Source organism: Sphingosinithalassobacter tenebrarum (assembly GCF_011057975.1).
Taxonomy (GTDB): domain Bacteria; phylum Pseudomonadota; class Alphaproteobacteria; order Sphingomonadales; family Sphingomonadaceae; genus Sphingomonas; species Sphingomonas tenebrarum.
The window spans coordinates 2,969,741-2,985,913 of record NZ_CP049109.1 but is presented as its reverse complement, the minus strand read 5'-3'; the positions used below and the strand labels follow the sequence as shown (position 1 = coordinate 2,985,913).

The 16,173-nt window shown below is 62.7% G+C and carries 20 protein-coding genes; 4 read left to right on the top strand and 16 right to left on the bottom strand.

Annotated elements, in window-relative coordinates; genetic code table 11:
* Nucleotides 1-39: 39 nt before the first annotated feature.
* The 13 genes from traU to G5C33_RS14665 are packed head-to-tail and all read right to left on the bottom strand — an operon-like array spanning nucleotide 40 to nucleotide 10,221.
* Nucleotides 40-1,053: a conjugal transfer pilus assembly protein TraU gene (gene traU, locus G5C33_RS14725; protein ID WP_066769747.1), complete on the bottom strand. Its 1,014-nt coding sequence runs from the start codon at nucleotides 1,051-1,053 to the stop codon at nucleotides 40-42.
* Nucleotides 1,050-1,682: a type-F conjugative transfer system protein TraW gene (gene traW / locus G5C33_RS14720; RefSeq protein ID WP_066769749.1), complete on the bottom strand. Its 633-nt coding sequence runs from the start codon at nucleotides 1,680-1,682 to the stop codon at nucleotides 1,050-1,052. The genes traU and traW overlap by 4 nt, the downstream gene beginning before the upstream one ends.
* Nucleotides 1,682-2,188: a S26 family signal peptidase gene (locus tag G5C33_RS14715; protein WP_066769751.1), complete on the bottom strand. Its 507-nt coding sequence runs from the start codon at nucleotides 2,186-2,188 to the stop codon at nucleotides 1,682-1,684. Before G5C33_RS14715 ends, traW begins: the two co-directional genes overlap by 1 nt.
* Complete coding sequence (locus tag G5C33_RS14710) at nucleotides 2,185-2,565, bottom strand: TrbI F-type domain-containing protein (RefSeq protein WP_066769759.1); 381 nt, start codon at nucleotides 2,563-2,565, stop codon at nucleotides 2,185-2,187. The genes G5C33_RS14715 and G5C33_RS14710 overlap by 4 nt, the downstream gene beginning before the upstream one ends.
* On the bottom strand, nucleotides 2,558-2,962 hold the full coding sequence (locus tag G5C33_RS14705; protein ID WP_165327863.1) for a hypothetical protein: 405 nt from the start codon (nucleotides 2,960-2,962) through the stop codon (nucleotides 2,558-2,560). The genes G5C33_RS14710 and G5C33_RS14705 overlap by 8 nt, the downstream gene beginning before the upstream one ends.
* Nucleotides 2,962-5,511: a type IV secretion system protein TraC gene (traC, locus tag G5C33_RS14700; RefSeq protein ID WP_066769764.1), complete on the bottom strand. Its 2,550-nt coding sequence runs from the start codon at nucleotides 5,509-5,511 to the stop codon at nucleotides 2,962-2,964. The genes G5C33_RS14705 and traC overlap by 1 nt, the downstream gene beginning before the upstream one ends.
* On the bottom strand, nucleotides 5,508-6,092 hold the full coding sequence (locus tag G5C33_RS14695) for a hypothetical protein (protein ID WP_228275084.1): 585 nt from the start codon (nucleotides 6,090-6,092) through the stop codon (nucleotides 5,508-5,510). Before G5C33_RS14695 ends, traC begins: the two co-directional genes overlap by 4 nt.
* Nucleotides 6,089-6,967 (bottom strand): DsbC family protein, encoded by an 879-nt coding sequence (locus G5C33_RS14690; protein ID WP_010412614.1) that lies wholly within the window; start codon nucleotides 6,965-6,967, stop codon nucleotides 6,089-6,091. Before G5C33_RS14690 ends, G5C33_RS14695 begins: the two co-directional genes overlap by 4 nt.
* Nucleotides 6,964-8,247, bottom strand: coding sequence for a TraB/VirB10 family protein (locus G5C33_RS14685; protein ID WP_010412616.1), 1,284 nt, complete (start codon nucleotides 8,245-8,247; stop codon nucleotides 6,964-6,966). Before G5C33_RS14685 ends, G5C33_RS14690 begins: the two co-directional genes overlap by 4 nt.
* Entirely contained in the window at nucleotides 8,247-9,002 is a 756-nt protein-coding gene (locus G5C33_RS14680) for a type-F conjugative transfer system secretin TraK (RefSeq protein ID WP_010412619.1), read from the bottom strand. The genes G5C33_RS14685 and G5C33_RS14680 overlap by 1 nt, the downstream gene beginning before the upstream one ends.
* Nucleotides 8,999-9,568 (bottom strand): type IV conjugative transfer system protein TraE, encoded by a 570-nt coding sequence (locus tag G5C33_RS14675; RefSeq protein ID WP_010412621.1) that lies wholly within the window; start codon nucleotides 9,566-9,568, stop codon nucleotides 8,999-9,001. Before G5C33_RS14675 ends, G5C33_RS14680 begins: the two co-directional genes overlap by 4 nt.
* Before the next feature lie 12 nt (nucleotides 9,569-9,580).
* A complete protein-coding gene (traL, locus tag G5C33_RS14670) occupies nucleotides 9,581-9,868 on the bottom strand; it encodes a type IV conjugative transfer system protein TraL (protein WP_010412623.1) in 288 nt (95 codons plus the stop codon).
* 26 nt (nucleotides 9,869-9,894) lie between these two features.
* Nucleotides 9,895-10,221, bottom strand: a complete 327-nt coding sequence (locus G5C33_RS14665; protein WP_010412629.1) for a hypothetical protein — start codon at nucleotides 10,219-10,221, stop codon at nucleotides 9,895-9,897.
* 432 nt (nucleotides 10,222-10,653) lie between these two features.
* Between G5C33_RS14665 and G5C33_RS14660 the strand changes: the two genes are divergently transcribed.
* Both G5C33_RS14660 and G5C33_RS14655 read left to right on the top strand, forming a co-directional pair.
* The gene (locus G5C33_RS14660) at nucleotides 10,654-11,046 is read left to right on the top strand and encodes a hypothetical protein (protein ID WP_010412634.1); all 393 of its coding nucleotides are present in this window, start codon (nucleotides 10,654-10,656) and stop codon (nucleotides 11,044-11,046) included.
* Nucleotide 11,047: 1 nt separating this feature from the next.
* Nucleotides 11,048-11,314: an AlpA family transcriptional regulator gene (locus G5C33_RS14655; RefSeq protein ID WP_010412637.1), complete on the top strand. Its 267-nt coding sequence runs from the start codon at nucleotides 11,048-11,050 to the stop codon at nucleotides 11,312-11,314.
* A 47-nt stretch (nucleotides 11,315-11,361) separates the two neighbouring features.
* Here G5C33_RS14655 and G5C33_RS14650 read toward each other — a convergent pair whose 3' ends face one another.
* A complete protein-coding gene (locus G5C33_RS14650) occupies nucleotides 11,362-11,748 on the bottom strand; it encodes a MerR family transcriptional regulator (protein ID WP_010412642.1) in 387 nt (128 codons plus the stop codon).
* Nucleotides 11,749-11,830: 82 nt separating this feature from the next.
* On the opposite strand from G5C33_RS14650, the gene G5C33_RS14645 reads away from it, so the two are divergent.
* Nucleotides 11,831-12,193, top strand: a complete 363-nt coding sequence (locus tag G5C33_RS14645) for a DUF3703 domain-containing protein (RefSeq protein WP_010412645.1) — start codon at nucleotides 11,831-11,833, stop codon at nucleotides 12,191-12,193.
* An 8-nt stretch (nucleotides 12,194-12,201) separates the two neighbouring features.
* The gene (locus tag G5C33_RS14640) at nucleotides 12,202-12,846 is read left to right on the top strand and encodes a class I SAM-dependent methyltransferase (RefSeq protein ID WP_010412648.1); all 645 of its coding nucleotides are present in this window, start codon (nucleotides 12,202-12,204) and stop codon (nucleotides 12,844-12,846) included.
* A gap of 98 nt (nucleotides 12,847-12,944) precedes the next feature.
* On the opposite strand, the gene G5C33_RS14635 is transcribed toward G5C33_RS14640, so the two are convergent.
* Complete coding sequence (locus G5C33_RS14635; RefSeq protein ID WP_010412650.1) at nucleotides 12,945-13,601, bottom strand: peroxiredoxin; 657 nt, start codon at nucleotides 13,599-13,601, stop codon at nucleotides 12,945-12,947.
* Nucleotides 13,602-13,795: 194 nt separating this feature from the next.
* Nucleotides 13,796-16,030, bottom strand: coding sequence for a TonB-dependent receptor family protein (locus G5C33_RS14630; RefSeq protein ID WP_010412654.1), 2,235 nt, complete (start codon nucleotides 16,028-16,030; stop codon nucleotides 13,796-13,798).
* Nucleotides 16,031-16,173: the final 143 nt, after the last annotated feature.

Sequence of the window (16,173 nt, the reverse complement as noted above, 5' to 3'; positions counted from 1 at the left end):
TCACGAGGCTCAGGCCAACGAGTATGGGGAAAGCGTTTCTCATAGCGCGCAGCAATTCCTCTTGCGCCAGACGAGGTATCCCATGTCTTCGCCGATGGCGGGGATGACCTGTCCGGGGGACTGGAAGGTGGTTGAGGCGCCGATGGGCGGGCAGGCGTAGCGGCCCTTGGTCGCCGGGTTGGGGTTGGTGGTCTGGAAGCGGTATTGCTGCTTGCGCATCACCGGCATGAGGTACTTGCCGCACAGACCCTTCGAACCCATCGTCCCCCACGAGACCAGCTCGCGGTGGAGTTTGTAGGCGAAGCGTGAGAGCACGAGCCGCGAGGCCTGCACATGTCCGATCGAGGCCGAGACATTGCCGTTCATCGGGTACATCGACCCTTGGCAGCCCGCGCACCAGAACATCTCGTCGAGCGGCAAATTGGCGGTCGATGCAGCGCAATCGGCCGCACAGGCGGCGAGCGCCAGCGGGTTGGCAAACAGCACCGCTTCGGGATTGATTATCGCGGTGAGTTCGCTGTCCTGCCACAGCGGATCGATCTCTGAGATATAGAGGATATCGATCGAACCTGGCTCAAGGCACAGAAAGTCGGCGACGATTTCCATCCAGTAGATGAGCGGATAGGCATACCAATGGACGTGCCAGCTCGAATAATACTGGCTGGCGCCGCCCACCGCCGAAGGACCCGAGATTGAGCGGAACCCGATATCGAAGCCGGGATCGAGTTTCATCCCGCCGAGGTTGACGAAGCACCACGGCTTCATACTGACATCGGCGAGCCGAACCGGCTCCCAGAACCCCATCGCGATGCCGGGCCGAAGCCCGCACAGGCAGACTGGCAGGTCGGGATTGTCGGGATCGGGGCGATTGCTGGGCCAGATTTCGAGCCCGCCGACCGATATCGGGAACAGGCACGACCAGCAGATGTCGGTGATCGGGTTTACGAACTGCCCGGTGCATTTGCCCGGGCCGGCATCGGCCGAAGCGGGTGATGAGAAGACCAGCGATAGCATCGCCGTGAAGAGTACGAGGAAGGCGCGGATTCCGGTCATGGCTGTGCCTTCCGGCGCGGCAGCGCAATCTCGCTGACTTCGAGGAAGCGCCCGTTCTGGCGCACTCGCGCGGGAACAGCCTTGATACCGAATTTTTGCGTCAGCTTGCCACTCTGGTCGAAATAGAAACGGCGCTGGCGGGCCTTCATCAGTTCGAGCGGTGCGCCTTTCACGAGGATGAGCTTGGCATTGGCATCTTGCTTGAGCGCCCAGGCGATTTGCGCGGGATCGTCGCCGTCGAGAAAGAGGAGGTCGGAGCGCAGCTTGACGCTGTCGAGCGGATTGACCCGGGTTCCGGCGGCATGGATGAGCTCGCCTTTGGCCCCGCGGATATCGGCGGCGAGCGTGATCGTCGGGTCGAACGCCCAGCTACGGCTTGCGCTTGCGCGAGTGAGGCCGGCAACCGGTTCGGGCCGGTTTACGCGGGCGATCGTGCGACGCTTGAGCTCCTGATTGAGGCGGGCGGTCTCGCCCGAATTTTCCATCTGCGCGAGGCGCGTATGGATCTGTTCGAGCAGGTCGCGCTCGATCACGGGGAAGACCGCGCCGCGCTGGCCGTAGTCTCGTGCTTGCAGGCTGGCCGGGAGCGCAGCGAGGAGAAAGGCGCCGAGCGGAAGGAAGGAGCGCATCACAGGATTGCCCTCCCGCTGCCGAGGATCTGCCCGCGACACACGTACCCGATTGCGCCGTAGCGGCTGTCGAGCCCGCGCGGATGGTCGGTTCCGGTGTAGTAGCAACCTTCCGGTATTGCGCCTTCGGGACCGCGCGTAAGCGGCACGCCAAGGCGGGTGACCTCGAGCAGGCTCGCGACCTGCTTCCCGTTGATGAAGACCGCATCGCCCTCGTGGCGCACGACATCGCCCGGCATGCCAAGCACGCGCTTGCCGAACATCTGCGGTCCTTTTCCGAAATGCCTTTCGAGCAGCTCGCTTTGCGGCGGCTCGAAGAAGATCAGGCTGCCGCGTTCGATCGGCGCGTGCTTGTCGAGCCAGAACGCCCAGTTGGGCAGGCTCGGGCTCGCATTGATGAGGAACGCGTGGTCCTTGCTGAAGGCATCGAGCGGCGCCCAGGCGAGCGGCAGCAGGACGAGGCCCGAGAGCAGCAGCGAACGGCGGATCGTGCGGGTCAGGCTCATGGCTGCTTCTCACCGGCGAGCTTGTCCGCAATGCGCTGCTCGAGTTCGGAGGTTGCGTCGTCGGCAGCGCCCGCGAGCACGGCCTCGGCAACCAGCACCACGCGGCCGTCATGGCCCATGTCGGCAACGGCGCTTTCGGCGGCCTTGAGATAGGCGAGGCTTGCCGCCTGGACGACCGCCGGATCGGCATCGGCGCGCGCGGCCTCCTCGACGAAGGTGCCGATGGTCTCGGCAAGCCGGACCGTGACGATCCGCTGCTTGGGGGCGCTGGTGACCTGCTGGGTAAGCCACGCGCCCCACAAGAGCGCAGCAACGAGCAAGGCTACGGCAAGCAGTTTCGGGCCAAGCAGGCGCAGCGGGAGGTTGAGTTTATCCATGGCGAGAAGATCCTTCGGAGAGGCGGCGGTCGAGGCGGCGCAGGAAGGCCGGCAGGCGCAGCAGGGCGAGACCGCCGGCTGCGATGAGAAACGCGATCTGGAGGTCCTGGGCAAAGAAGCGGCGCGCGATCGGATCGGCGGTGCGGTAGTGATCGGCGAGGTTGCCGAGCTGCGCGAACAGCGCCGTGAGATCCCAGCCTGCTACAGCCAAGAACACGAACAGCGGCAGGCCGAGGACCAGCAGCAGCGTGCTCGCCGCGAAGCTTGCCGTTTTGATCAGCACCAGGCAGGTGCCCTGGAAAAGCGCCAGCCAGTCGATCGCACGGTGCTTGTCGCGGGCTTGTCTGACTGACGGAAGCGGCACGCGATCTACGAGCGTGGTGGTCTCGAGCACCATCACATGCCTCCTTCCACACCTGCGACCAGCGCGACTGCGCGCTCCAGCGGCATGCCGTTTTCGACATGGCGGTGGATTGCGGCATAGGTGTCAGGATCGGAGGAGAAGATGGTTGCCGAGAGTGGGTCGAGCACCAGGCGTCCAACGGCTTCCATCTCGGGACCTTTGAGGTAGATCTCGCTGTACTCGGTGCCCGAGCGCTTGAGGCTGCGGATCAGCGTCTCGGTCCGGTCGTCCATGTCGAGCCGGGCCTCCTTGCGGAAATCGGCGATGGTCTCGGGCTTCTGCTGGAGCACCAGCATCCAGTCGCTATTCTCGAGCGCGGCCCGCGCGCCATCGGACTTGTAATAGTCGTTCAAGGACTGGGTGGCGGTCGCAAGCGCGCCGCCATACTTGCGCGCGGTGCGGGCATAGGTCTCGACGAACTCGCCCATCGAACCGCCCCTGAGCATCGCCCAGGCCTCGTCGATCAGCAGCAGCTTCTTGGTCGAGCGCGACGAGCGCGTCATCGCCTGACCGGTCATGAACATGATTGCCGAGAGGACAACGCTTCGAAGCTCCTCGCGGGACGCGAGGTCGCTCATCTCGAAGACAGTGAAATCGTCTTCGAGCGCGAAACTCGCTTTCCCCGAGAAGAACCCGGCATAGCTGCCACCGCGGCAGAAGGGCGCGATCGCTGTGGCTAGGTCCTTGCCCGCCTCGTTCTCGCTCTGATGGAGCGCATGCGCGACGTCGTCGATCGCGCCCCCGCTGCCGAGCGCATTCCAGACCTGTGTTACTGCACGATCGATGAGGCCGCGTTCGGTGTCAGAGGGCGCGGCGCTTGGCCGCGCCATCTGGCCGACGATCGCCTTGATCATCGCAAAGCAGTCGAGCCGGTAATCCTCGTCTTGATGCGCCCTTGCATCGTCGACCATCGAGAACGGGTTGAGCGAGAATCCCGAGGCGAGCGTGAACTCGACAAAGCGGCCGCCCTGAAGTTTGATCGAGTGCTCGAAACTCCGGCCGTCATCGATCACCACGACCTTGGCGCCAGCGCCGCGCAGCGCGGCGCATAGCTCCTGCAGCAGCACCGACTTGCCCGAGCCCGACTTCCCGCAAATCGCGATGTTGTGGTTGCCCGCCTTGTTCTCGAAGGGCGACCAGAAGAAGGGCTGGCCGCGCCGTCCGAGCAGCAGCAGGTGCGGGATCGTGCCGCCGAGATACTCGCCCTGCAGGGGGGCGATATTGGCCGCGGTGGTCGAGAGCATGGTTCGAAAGCGTTTGAGCCGCGCAAGGTCGTGGACCAGACCATCGGCGAGGCTCAACGGGAACGAGGCGACGAGGCCCTGGAGCTGGAGGAAGCGCTCGTCGGCAAGGTCCCATCCGGCCGCCTTGTAAATCGCCTTGACCGTGCGCTCATGCGCATCGCCTTCGCCGAGCGGCGAGATCGTGGTGAGACCATAGAACAGCTTGACGAGCTTCTTGCCCGCTTGGAGTTCGGCCTGGACGTGTCTCCATTCTGCCGACTGCTCCGACAGTTTGGGCAGGAAGCGCGCGCTTTTGGTCTCCGACAGGCTGGTGGTGCGCATGAACTTGTAGCCTGCGCGCGCCGAGGCGGCTTCCTGGTCGGGATAATGCAGGCACAGCATGGTCGCAGCCGGGCAGGGAAAGCGCAGCTTGTCGGTGAACATGTCGCCGATGAGCCGCGCGCATTCCCACGGTGCCCAGCGCTCAGGGGTAGAGCGCACGCCGTAATGGCGCATATCGAAGCGGTCGGGATAGCATTCACCTACCTGCGGCACGCCATCTCGCGAGCGCCCGGTCTCGCGGAAGCGCTCGGTGCGCAAGATCAGCCGGTCGTCCTCGACTTCGAGTTCGATGTCGCGGCGGATCGCTTGCGCGTCGAGCGTGTCCTCGCGGTTCCAGTGGGTGAGATCGGGTTCGCGCGCGGTGGTCGGCGAGGTGAGCTCGTCGACCAGTGCGAGGAGGCCTGCGGGCTCGAGCCTGTTCGATGCAAGGCCGAGCGAGTTCAGCATCCCCGACATCCCGTCGCGGCATTCGGTGAGTTCTGCATCGGTGACGCTTCCGGGCACCGGAACGCCGAGCGAGAGCACCAGACGCACATGGCGTGCATGAAACGGCGCGTGTGCCGAGCCCGACTTCCAGACGAGATCGTAGAGCCGGTTGGTGCGGGCTTTCGCAATCGCTTCGTAGATCCCGCCCTGCTCGTAGCGCGGTGCGAACCACGGGCCGACGATGGCGCCGATGCGCGGGGACGCGAAGTTCAGCACTTGGAGGCAGGCGCCTTGCGGCAGGCTCTCGGAAAAGAACTGGCCGAGGATCTCACCTGTCCGCTCGTCGGCGCCGATGAGCGGGGTGACTTCGAGAATGAAGCCCTTCGAGTGCGCGTTGCGGTAGAGCCCCGGGCCCTCGTCATAGACTCGGTACGGAAGCCAGTCCGACAGCATGTCGAGCGCGAAACGCGGCTGCGCATGATCGCCCCTTTTCGCATCGCCGAACAGGCCAGCGAGAAGCGCGTCGCGCGCAGAGGATAGCGAGAGGTTCACTTGGGCTCTCCTTCGGGCAGAACGGGGTGGGGCACCTGGCCGGGGGAGGGGGGACGACCAGGTGCCCCGGGGTCCGGCGCTTTGGCGCCGGGCAGCTCCGTCAGATCCTGCGAGGGGATGACCAGGACATCGGGAGGCTGCTGGGGGGACGGATTGGAAAGCTGAAAAGGAATTGCTTCTGCGGCGGCGGGCGGGGCGACTTCTGCTTCAGCCGGACGCGCCAGTGCGCGAAGCACGTCGCCGGTCGAACGCGGCGCGCGCCAGCGCTCGGCAGCGCGATCGGGCAGCACGACATGAACAACCCGGGCCTCGTGGATGTGGCCCGTCCCGTCGCGGTAGCCCGCAACAACGATCCGCAATCCGCGATCACCGGCCCTGTGCGCTCCCGCAGAGGCATGACCGGACCGTTCTGCCTGTGAAACGCGGGTCGCGGTATCGTCGATCATCGAGGTCGGCGCGCAGCTTCCCTCCGGTGCCCGGCAGGAAAAGTCGCCCTTGACGTTGCCGCCAAGCGTCGCACAGCCGGCGATCATCAACGCGAGAATTGCCGTCGCTCCGACACGGGTCGCACCGCCGCTCATTGCTTCGATCCGGTCTTGGCATTGGCAAAGGCGCGCAGTGTCTTTGCATCACGGTAGCCGTGCAGCACCGCACCGTCGCGCGCCCGGACGATTACCGGGGTTCCGGCAAAGCCGTTGGCCTGTGCAAAGGCTTCGTTGGCATCGAGCGCAGCTGCTTTCTTGCAGGCGGCGCGCGGTTCGAGGTGCTTGCCGGTATAGGCGGCATGGAGCGCCCCGATCGGATCGGCGGCGCAGAGCACCGCCTCGGACCTGCGCCGGCTCGATGCGCCGAAGATCGAGATCGGCCGTTCCTCTACAAGAACGCCTGCCTTCTCGAGTTCGCCGGTGAGCCGCTTACAGTAGCCGCACTGGAAATCCGAGAAGACAACCAGCTTCGGCCCCTTGGGATTGCCCCACAGGATCGCGCCTTCCTTGGGAAGGGCTTTGAGATCGACATGCGTCGCGACCTGCCTGTCGCGGGTTTCGGCAACGTCATGGCGCCCTCCAGTGTCCTCGCCGGCGTGGCGGGCTGCGCCGGCGGCGAGCAGGTCGGGGTTGAGTTCGAGCAGGCGCGCGGCAGTCACGTCGCGCCGCTCCTCCATGTCGTAGAGCCGCCCGACGAAGAGGTAGCGTGCCGCTTCGTCGATGTAGAACAGCGTCTCTCCCGAGACGACCTCGCACCATGGCGCGAATGTCGTGCAATCGAGCGCGTCGATCGGCGTTCTGGGCAGACGAAGCTTGAGCGCTTCAACCACATCTCGCGTGATCGCGGCCTGCGCGGGCATGGCGGTTACGATCGCGACGCCGCTTGTAAGGAGGGCTGCTGCGCTGGCGGCGGCGAGCGATATGTGCGCGGCGCGCGCCTTGAGGCCGGGCCGCTGGTTCGAGTAGTTCATTGGGGTGTGCTCCTGACATGGACGCCGTCGAGAAAGACGATCTCGACTGCGATGCCGGTCGGCATCTCGACGACGGGTTGGTACTGTTCTGCGCGTTCGATGAGGTATTTGCTGACGGTGTCGGCGGCTTCGCCCGCGCCCTGGCCCAGGCCGCCTGCGAGGATGTCGGTCGGCGAGAGCGCGTCGCGCTTGCCGTCGCTGCCGACAGGCTGCGCAAAGATGCCGTTGGCATTGGCCGAGAAGCCGCGGCCGAAGCCGCCGACGATTCCGGCGAGCAGCGCCTGGCTGACGAGGCTGCCTTCGCGGCTGACGACATTGCCGCGCACGCCCGACTTGCCGGCGAAGGCGATGAATCCCTTCACTTCGCTCACCGCGAAGCGTCCGCCGGGCTGCGCACAGGTCATGCGCACGAGCTTGACGTAAACCTTCTCGGCCGAGAGATCGCCTCGCGCCGCGCCGTTGACGAGGCAGCCGGTGAGATCGGTGGTGAGGAGCTTGTTGCCCTGCAGCACCGAGCGCGCCGGACCGGTGATCCGCAGCACCACGGGCAGCGGATCGCTCTGGCTGGTGACCCCGGTCGAGGCGTCGACCCCGACGATTACGGTGGCAGGTGCATAGCTGTTGGGCGGCAGGTAATCGCGGCTTGCCTCGAGCAGCAGCGCCGGCGCGCTTTCGGTTGCCTTGGCCTTGGCGGTGCCCGGCTTGTCGTTTGAGAAGCTCAGCAGGCTTGCCTTGGGTTCGCTGGGTGGCTCGAGCGGTCCGGGAGCGAAGCCCGGAGCCCGCGGATCGACTGCGGCCACCGGCGCAACTGGGGGATTGGTGCGGACGGTTTCGAGTTCCGAGCGCAAGGCAGCGTTCTCCGCCGAGATCGCATCGATCGCAGCTTGCCCGTCGCTCAGCATCCGCGCGTTCTCGCCCCGCAGCGTTTCGAGCTCCTGCTCGATCGAAGCCCTGGGAAGCTGGGTCTCCTGCAGGTCCTTGATCGCCTTGCCCTGCGCATCGAGGCGGTTGCCGTAAGTGGCGACGAATTCGCGCTGCGAGAGATTGCGATTGACCAGCGCGCCGGTCTCGATCGTGGTTGCGCCCGCGCCGTCGGCGCTCGCTTCATCCTCGCCGCCGAAGATGAACATCGAACCGGCGATGAGCGCCACGCCGCCGATCCCGGCAAGCAACAGCTTCTGGCGCTGCGCGACCGTGCGGTTGAGATCGCGCCGGGCTTCGCCGCGCGTCTCGTCCTTTGGCGCTGCCGCGGGCGTATAGCTTGTGTCGGTATCGGCCATTATTTGAGCCCTCCCTTGGTAAAGACAAGGAAGGCTTGCGTGCTCTCGCCGGGCTCGAGGGAGTTGCGGCCATAGGCAAAGGCCAGCGCCCCGGCGGGCGCCTCGCGCTCACCGGCAAGGTCGACGAGTGCCGGGCCAAGATTACGGAGAGTAAAGGCTTGGCCGATCAGTTCGGCGCCTTCGTATTCCGCGACCTGCTGCACTTCGAGGCTGTCGGTGTGGCGTGGTCGCGAAAGTTCGGCACGGGCGCGGAAGCCCGGCAGGACCCCATCGCTGGCCATCGCTTCGATCAGCCGGATCGCGGCCTCGTCGCGCGTCACTGCTGCGCCTTCCCATTCACTCGCCTGGGATTTGGCGAGCGCGGGATTGGTGACGAAGAGCTGGCTCGCTTCCTCGCCTTCGACGCGGCAGGTGAACTTGTAGACATAGCCCGCGCTGCTCGTCGCGAAGAAGCTGACCTTGGCGCTCGCATATTGCAGCGGCACCGAGACATAGATGTCGCCGCGCACCGGCTCGTGGGTCACCTCGAAATCGTTGTAGGGAAAACCGCTCGCCATCTTCGAGACATTGGCGAAACCGTCCTCGATGAGGGCGATACGGGTCAGCGCGCCGCGCGCGAGCACGCAGTCGATCGCGGCGCCATCAGCGGCCTCGACGAACTGGTCGGCATGTGCCGGTGAAGCGTAGGCGGCCGTGGCGATTGCCAGCGCAACGCTGGTCAGCGCGGCGGGGAAGGGGCGGGATAGGAGTGTCATGGGTTCTCCTCCTCGTTTTCGGTTGGGAGCTGGCGGAAGCCGGTGAGGCCGAGACTGAGGCCGCGGCGGTTCCAGCTGAATTCGAAGCTGCGCTCTTGGCTTGCGATCACCTGCGCACCGACGAAGGTCTTGAGCGTGCCGGTGACGACAGCGGTGAGCGCCTGCGCGTCGACCTCCATCCGCGAGATGACGAAGGCCTGGCTGATGTCCGAACCGCGCTGCTCGTCGACGATCTTGACGAGCTCGGCCTTGAGGCTCCCGTGCGCTGACGGATCTGCCACCTTGAGGACCTGTTCCATCCAGTAGTCGAGGCTCTCGGGTGCGCGATTGAGCAGCATGAGCGCGGTGTCGCGGGTTACGAGTTCGAGGTAGTGCGCATCGGTACCGCCGCTCCCGAGCGTCAGGCGCTCGGTCGTGACAGGCACCAAAATGACGCTTTCCTCGCGCGTCGCCGCCGCGCCGACCGCCAGCAGGCTGGTAAGGCCCAGCACGGCTGACAGCGCGGCGAAGCGGTTGCGCTGTTTGAGGTGACGCTGCGCTTCCTCATAGGCGAATTCGTGTTTCACTTGGGTCCTCCCTCAGCCTGCGAGCAGGCGGCAGTGGGAGGGCGGCGTGGCTTTCAGCCCGAGGAAGCTCCCCGGCAGATACCAGTAGGCAGCATGGACCAGTTTCGACCCTGCGCCTGATGCCTTCGCCTTTCGAAGGGCGAACCAGGTCATGACCGATAGGCCGGTGCCGATGATGATGTGCTGCGAAAGGATGCCCCACGCGAAGGGGACGAGCAGTCCCGCAAACTCGTCGATGGTCCAGAAGCCGATGAGCTCCGGGTCGTCGAGCCGCCGTGGAACGAGGTATCTGTCGGCCATGCCGCCCTCCCGTCGTTAGACCGCGATCAAATGGTTGCGGTCACGACCGAGGTGACGATCGGCACGCCTGTGCCGACGCCAATTCCGACACCGACCGGGACCGCGACCTGCCCAAGGGCGAAGCGGCCCGAGGCGAGCGCGATCAAACCGCCGGCAAGGCTGAGGACGGTGATGATCTTGCCGCCCGAACCTTCGAGGAAGTCAGTGAACTTCTGCAGCGCCGGATCAAAGGTCGTGTCGGCACCGGCATAGGCGGCACCGGCGCAGGCGACCGCAATCGCGGCCGGAAGAATATAGTCGCGGGCACGAATGCCTTTGACGGATGGGCGGGGAAGGGTGATTGCATTGTTCATCGAGGAACTCCGTTTCGAACATTGGCAGCGATGCGTTCGCTGTATGTTCTTTCCTCGATTGGAAGGCAGGGTGTAGGAAAACGGAAACTGCCGCACGCGGCATTCCGACCAAGAGAAATCGTCGATTCTGGGCAATCTGACCGGGCTTTGCGCGACCGGTGCAGACATTGCGGCCAAGAATACCGATCATTGCGCCACCCATACCGAAATCTGAGATCGAGGGACCGGACTCTGCGCGAATCAAATCGTGTGACGATGAGCCAGTTTCCTACGAGTTCCTTATTTGTTCTTTTTCCTTTCCTACAGTTTGACGCGTCGCCTAGCCTGTTGGTGATTCGCTAAAGATCACCGGAAGCAGGAACAATGGCGCGAAACACAAACGACAAATGGGGAGAACTATCGCGAGGAGTCGCCGCTTTCCTCGACCATGCCGTGGACGAAAGTGGCAAGTCCCGGCGGACGATTGCCGCACAGACGAATATCAACAAGGACGCGCTCCGACGCATCCTCGCCGGGACAAGGTCAGCCACACTGCTTGAGGCGCTGGCCATCCTTGACGCGAGCGGTCACGCGCCGCGCACCTCCCTGATGCTGGCACTCGCGGGGTACTCGCAGCGTAGCAAGGATTGGCAGAATAGCGGCGTGCTGGAATTTCTTGAAACCTTCATAAGCGAGTTGCCGTCTGCTTTGGATCAAGCGCTGGGCGAGAGGCTGCTCGATGTGAGACCGCGCTGGGCAAAGGGGACCGCTCACCGCACCGCCGGTCTCCTGTCGGATCACCTCGCGCAACTGGAGCGGCAGGATGAACAAAGCTTCGCTCTCTGAAATGACGACTGGTCTCGAAACGGACGCGGAAGCCGTTCCTGTCGAGCCAACGCCAGACCGGCTCATTCGTCTTCCCGAGGTCATGGCGCGCGTGGGCCTGCGCCGAACGGCAATCTATCAGCGGATGCGCGAAGGCCGTTTTCCAAAGTCGCGTTCGCTCGGTCCCCGTTGCACGGTTTGGGTCGAAGCCGAGATCGATGACTGGATCGGTTCTGTTGTCGAACGCACCGACGAGATATGTCAGAACACGCCCCGAATTTCGAGATGATCATGGTTTGCGTCCCGTCACCGCTCGAATAAACGCGCGCTGTCCCGCTAGCCGGAAAGCACTTCGATTATCCGGCATTCGCCAACCGCTCCGTGCTGGCAGTCGTCGACCATATGGCGCAGTTCGGTTCGCAGTTTTCGCAAGTCACCAAGCTTCCGATCCACTTCGCGTAGGTGGAGGCTGGCAATAGAGTCCACGGCTTCGCACGATTGCGATGGATCATCCGACAAAGAAAGCAATTGGCGCACCTCCGCCATGGTGAAGCCGAGGTCGCGTGCGCGGCGGATAAACCGCAATCTGGCCAATTCGGTCGGGCCATAGTCCCGGTAGTTTCCGGCGGTGCGTGGTGGTTCCTCCAGCAATCCGGTCCGTTCGTAGTAGCGGATCGTTTCGGCGGTCGTGCCGGTCTTCCGCGCCAGGGCACCAATCTTCATGGGTTTCTCGCAATGCTTGACCTTGTAGCCACTACAAGGTGCATAAGACGATTCGAAGATGCAAGCAGAACGGTAAAATCCTGTGGCAAAGAAGGACATTATTGAACTTATCGAAGCTGAGCGGCGCGTTTTCCGTGCCGCCAGGCAGTCTGGTGACCGGGCTTTGGCTTGGACCGCGCTCGAGCGGGAACATATTCTGGGCCAGGGCTTCTTCGGGCCGCACCTTCGTTCACATATGACGATGCTGGGCTATGCAGTTGAAACCCGCGATGGCCGCGAAGTTCTGGGGCAGGTCATACGTCTTGCGCTCGCTCCCCTTGGTAATCTCACCGGACGGCTCCCCTGGGGCAATACCGGACGCGCAAACGTGAGCGCATTCGCGCCAATGCCATACCCGGACGACCTCGCGGAGGTTTTCACCATCTCTTCGGACGAGGTTCGCTAGCACGCGCCATGGCAATTCTATCCAACGAACAGGTTGAACGTCTCTACGACAAGAACGCGGGAATCTATGACCGATTGGTGTCGGGGTTTCGGTGGGCCGGTCTTGGTCGCTGGCGACGCGATCTGGTTAACCGGCTTGAACTCAAGGCCGGTGACCATGTGATCGATCTATGTGCTGTCACCGGCGCAAACCTCGCGTTTCTGCTTGAGAGAGTAGGACCAAGCGGCAAGGTGACGCTGGTCGACCTTTCGCAAGGCATGCTCGACCAAGCCCGTCGACGAGCGAAGCGCCTGCGAGCTAGCAATGTCGAATTTGTGCAGTCAGACGTAGCCGCCTTCCGCTTTCCGAGCGAGACCAGCGCAGTCATCAGCACCTTTCGACTGGAAATGCCACCTGACTACGCCGCGATCATCGAGCGCGCCTCAGCTGCTCTCCCGACGGGTGGCCGGATGGCCCTGCTTGGCCTGAAGCACCCCGAGCGCTGGCCGCGATGGCTGATTGAAATCGGAATATTCGCTACGAAACCGTTCGGCGTCTCGCGCGAATACGAAGAATTCCGCCCGTGGCTACCAGCCCGCCGAGAGCTGAACGAACTCCATTTCCGCGAGTTTCTGGCAGGATGCGCTTACGAATTCGTCGGTGCCAAATCGTAATGCGGCAGAAGCCGCAGTTGCGTGACTGCTTTTGTCTAGCTTCATGCGGGTTCCCCTGTTGAGTTCGAGCCCAAATACACCACATCCGCTTGCGCTGGTCAGTCGATTTTAACCGTGCGCAGATAGGGGCGCAGCGTTGTGAAACCTTGCGGGAAGCGCGCTTTCGCTTCTTTATCGGAAACAGACGGTGGAATGATGACGTCATCCCCACTCTGCCAATTGACCGGGGTTGCCACGCCTTTACTTTCGGTGAGCTGGACTGAATCGAGCAATCGGAGCACTTCTTCGAAATTGCGTCCGCTGCTCATCGGATAGAGTAGCATCGCACGGATTTTTTTGTCCGGGCCAACGATATAGACGGCGCGAACGGTAGCATTGTCGGCTGCGGTTCTTTGCTCCGCACTGCCAGTCTCCTCGGCGGGCAACATATTGTAGAGTTTGGCCACCTTCAGGTCGCTGTCGCCGACCACCGGGTAATCGACTTTATTGCCGCTGACCGCCTCGATATCGGGTAGCCAGTCGCGATTGTCTTGGCTGCTGTCGACCGACAGGCCGAGAATCTTGGTGTCGCGTTTGGCAAATTCCTCGCCGAGACCGGCCATGTAACCCAGCTCGGTCGTACAAACCGGGGTAAATGCCTTTGGATGAGAAAACAGGATAGCCCAATTGTCGCCCATCCAATCATGGAAGGTGATGGTGCCTTGGGTCGTTTCCGCTGTGAAATCGGGAGCTGTCGAGCCAATGGAGAGGGTCATGTCAAAACTCCTATTTATTCTGGGGGAGGTGTCCGCCGTCCTCATATTTTGGCGGGTGTGTGGCCTGCGGCACGTCGAATGTCGGCGCAATCGATTGCGTGAGTCTCGACCTCACCTGCATTTAGTGAGGCGGAAATGCTCACTGGCGCTCCCGCCTCCTACAAGATTGCGCGATCATCGGCCGGCGTAGATACTCAGAAGCGCACGCTAGCGCCTGCTACGAAGCGCCGGGGAGCCCCCGGTCTCAAACCCGAAGGCCGACGCGCTACAGCATAAGCATTGTCGAACAGATTATCCACTCTGGCAAACAAAGAGAGACCTTCCGTCAGCGCAAACCGGCCGGCGAGATCAAAGACAATCCTTTCGTCAATACGCTCATCGGGCGAAATATCCCCGCTACCTGCTTCGGTGCGTACTTGCGATGTGTAATTGGCGCTCACGAGCAAGGATGCCGGTCCAAATGCGAGCCCCGTTTCGGCATAGAATTGGTGGCGAGCGATGTAGGGGAGTGCGTCGCCCTGGGACACGGAACCGAAGAACGCACTCTCGAAACTGCTTTCGAATTGCGCGTCGGTGAGCGTGTAAACCACCGAGAAGGGAATAGAAATTTCCCTACCCACTTGATGCTCCGTCGAAGCTGCCAGCTCCAACCCCTTCACGGAGACGGCCCCAGCATTGAACTGGTCGCCAATATCCCCGACGCTACACCCCACGGATTGTGTGCAGTTTCCGAGCAGATTGGAATAGTCGGAATAAAACGCAATCGCGGAAGCTTGAATGGCGCCATTCCGAAAACGCCCACCAAATTCATAGTTCCAGCTTTTCTCGGCTCGTGCCTCCGGATTTCCGGGCCCGGGGGGAGAAAAACCGCGCGAAGCGCCTGCAATCAACAGCACGTCTCCCAGTGCATAGGTTGCACCGAGTGCGGGAAGCCATTCGTCAACGTTGGTCTTGCGTATGCGCGCAGGTCCATCGAGACGAGCGGGGTCGGCTCGATCATAGTCCAGTCGAGTAAGGTCGATGCCTTCGTACCGAATGCCGGGTGTCAGAGTAAGCCCGCCGATCTCGATCCGGTTCTCCAGATAGAAAGCGATCGCCTTCGCCTTCGCCTCGCGATTGGCTTGAGCGCCCGGAGCCGTCTGCCGGACGAAAACGAGATCTCCATCCGTTTGCGTATAGAATTCCTCATTCTGCAACCGGTCTTCTTCATCCTCGTGATACCGGAGCGACGCAGCCAGGTTGTGCCTGACCTCGCCGGTCTCGAAAGGTCTTTCGAACGAAAGCTGGACGCCTTCGCTCCGATAGACGCGGTTGTTGTTGCGAATGCGAAGGGCACCTTCAGCGCTGTCTGCGCCTCGCAGGATTGCGAGGCCTCTCTCGTTTGAGGAGGGAGCATCGAAAACGGGTTGGATGGCATCAAAGCTGCCATCACCATCGAAATCGATGTCCTGTAGCTTCGACCAACTTCGTGTGAAATCGTTGCGATATAGGGTAACCGCGAACTGCGTGTCGTCGGGCAACCGGAGGGTGCCGGTGAGCCGATATTGATCGTGCTCGCCCGTGAAAACGTCGCGTTGGCTGGCCGAATAGCGCCGGTACGGATCGCTCGCGAAATCCGCGTCGGCGAGGCCCAAATAGGTTTCGTTCGCCTCAAGTTCGGATCGACCATAGGCGAACTCGAGGCGAGCATCGACCGGCGAATCTGGGTTGGTGTGGACGGCGAAGCGGGCGCGATAGTCCTGACGTTGAAAACCGGTCTCGGCGCCGGGAAGCCCATCTATCGTCTTGAACCCGTCACTGCCTTGCTGATAGCTTTCTACCATCGCCCCGAAATTGTCGGCACTAGCGCCAATCCAGCCATGACCCTGATAATAGCCGCGAGAACCAAGCTGGCCGGAAGCTTCGCCAGCCAGGCTCTCGGTCGGTATCGGAGTCGATCGGAAATTGATGGCCCCGCCGATCGTGCGAGGACCATAGCGTACCGAGCCCGCGCCCTTGATCACTTCGACTGCGTCCATTCGACCGATCGCGGGAAAGTAATACGCGGCCGGAGCGGCGTAGGGGGCAGGGGCAATGAGAACGCCATCTTCCATCAAGGTGATGTTGCTCGACCGTTCGACCGGCGCGCCGCGCAAGCCAATATTCGGGAATAGCCCGAAACCGTCCTCTTCCTGAATGTTGACCCCCGGCACCTGGCGCAGGACACGGTTGACGTCACCATGCTCGAATTCGCTCAGTTCCTCGCCATCGATTAGGTCCGCCGCACCGGCCACTTCATACGCATCGATGCGACCGCCAATCACGATAATCGATTCGCTTGGGTTTGCTATCCCGTCCTGCGATTGCCGCTCATCGGTCGGGTCTTTTTCATTGGCGTAAGCAGGGGCGGCCAGTGCAATTGCTATGAGCGAGGCGGTAGCGCGATACATGTGAAGAATCCTTTCGAGACATTTACCAGCCTACTACTGCTATTGAGACGTATTCGCAATAGCAGTAGTAGGCTTTTATGCCCATATTGGGTGAGGGCGGCTCGCGGTGCATCGGTTCTGGACTGCAATACCGTCCGCGACCG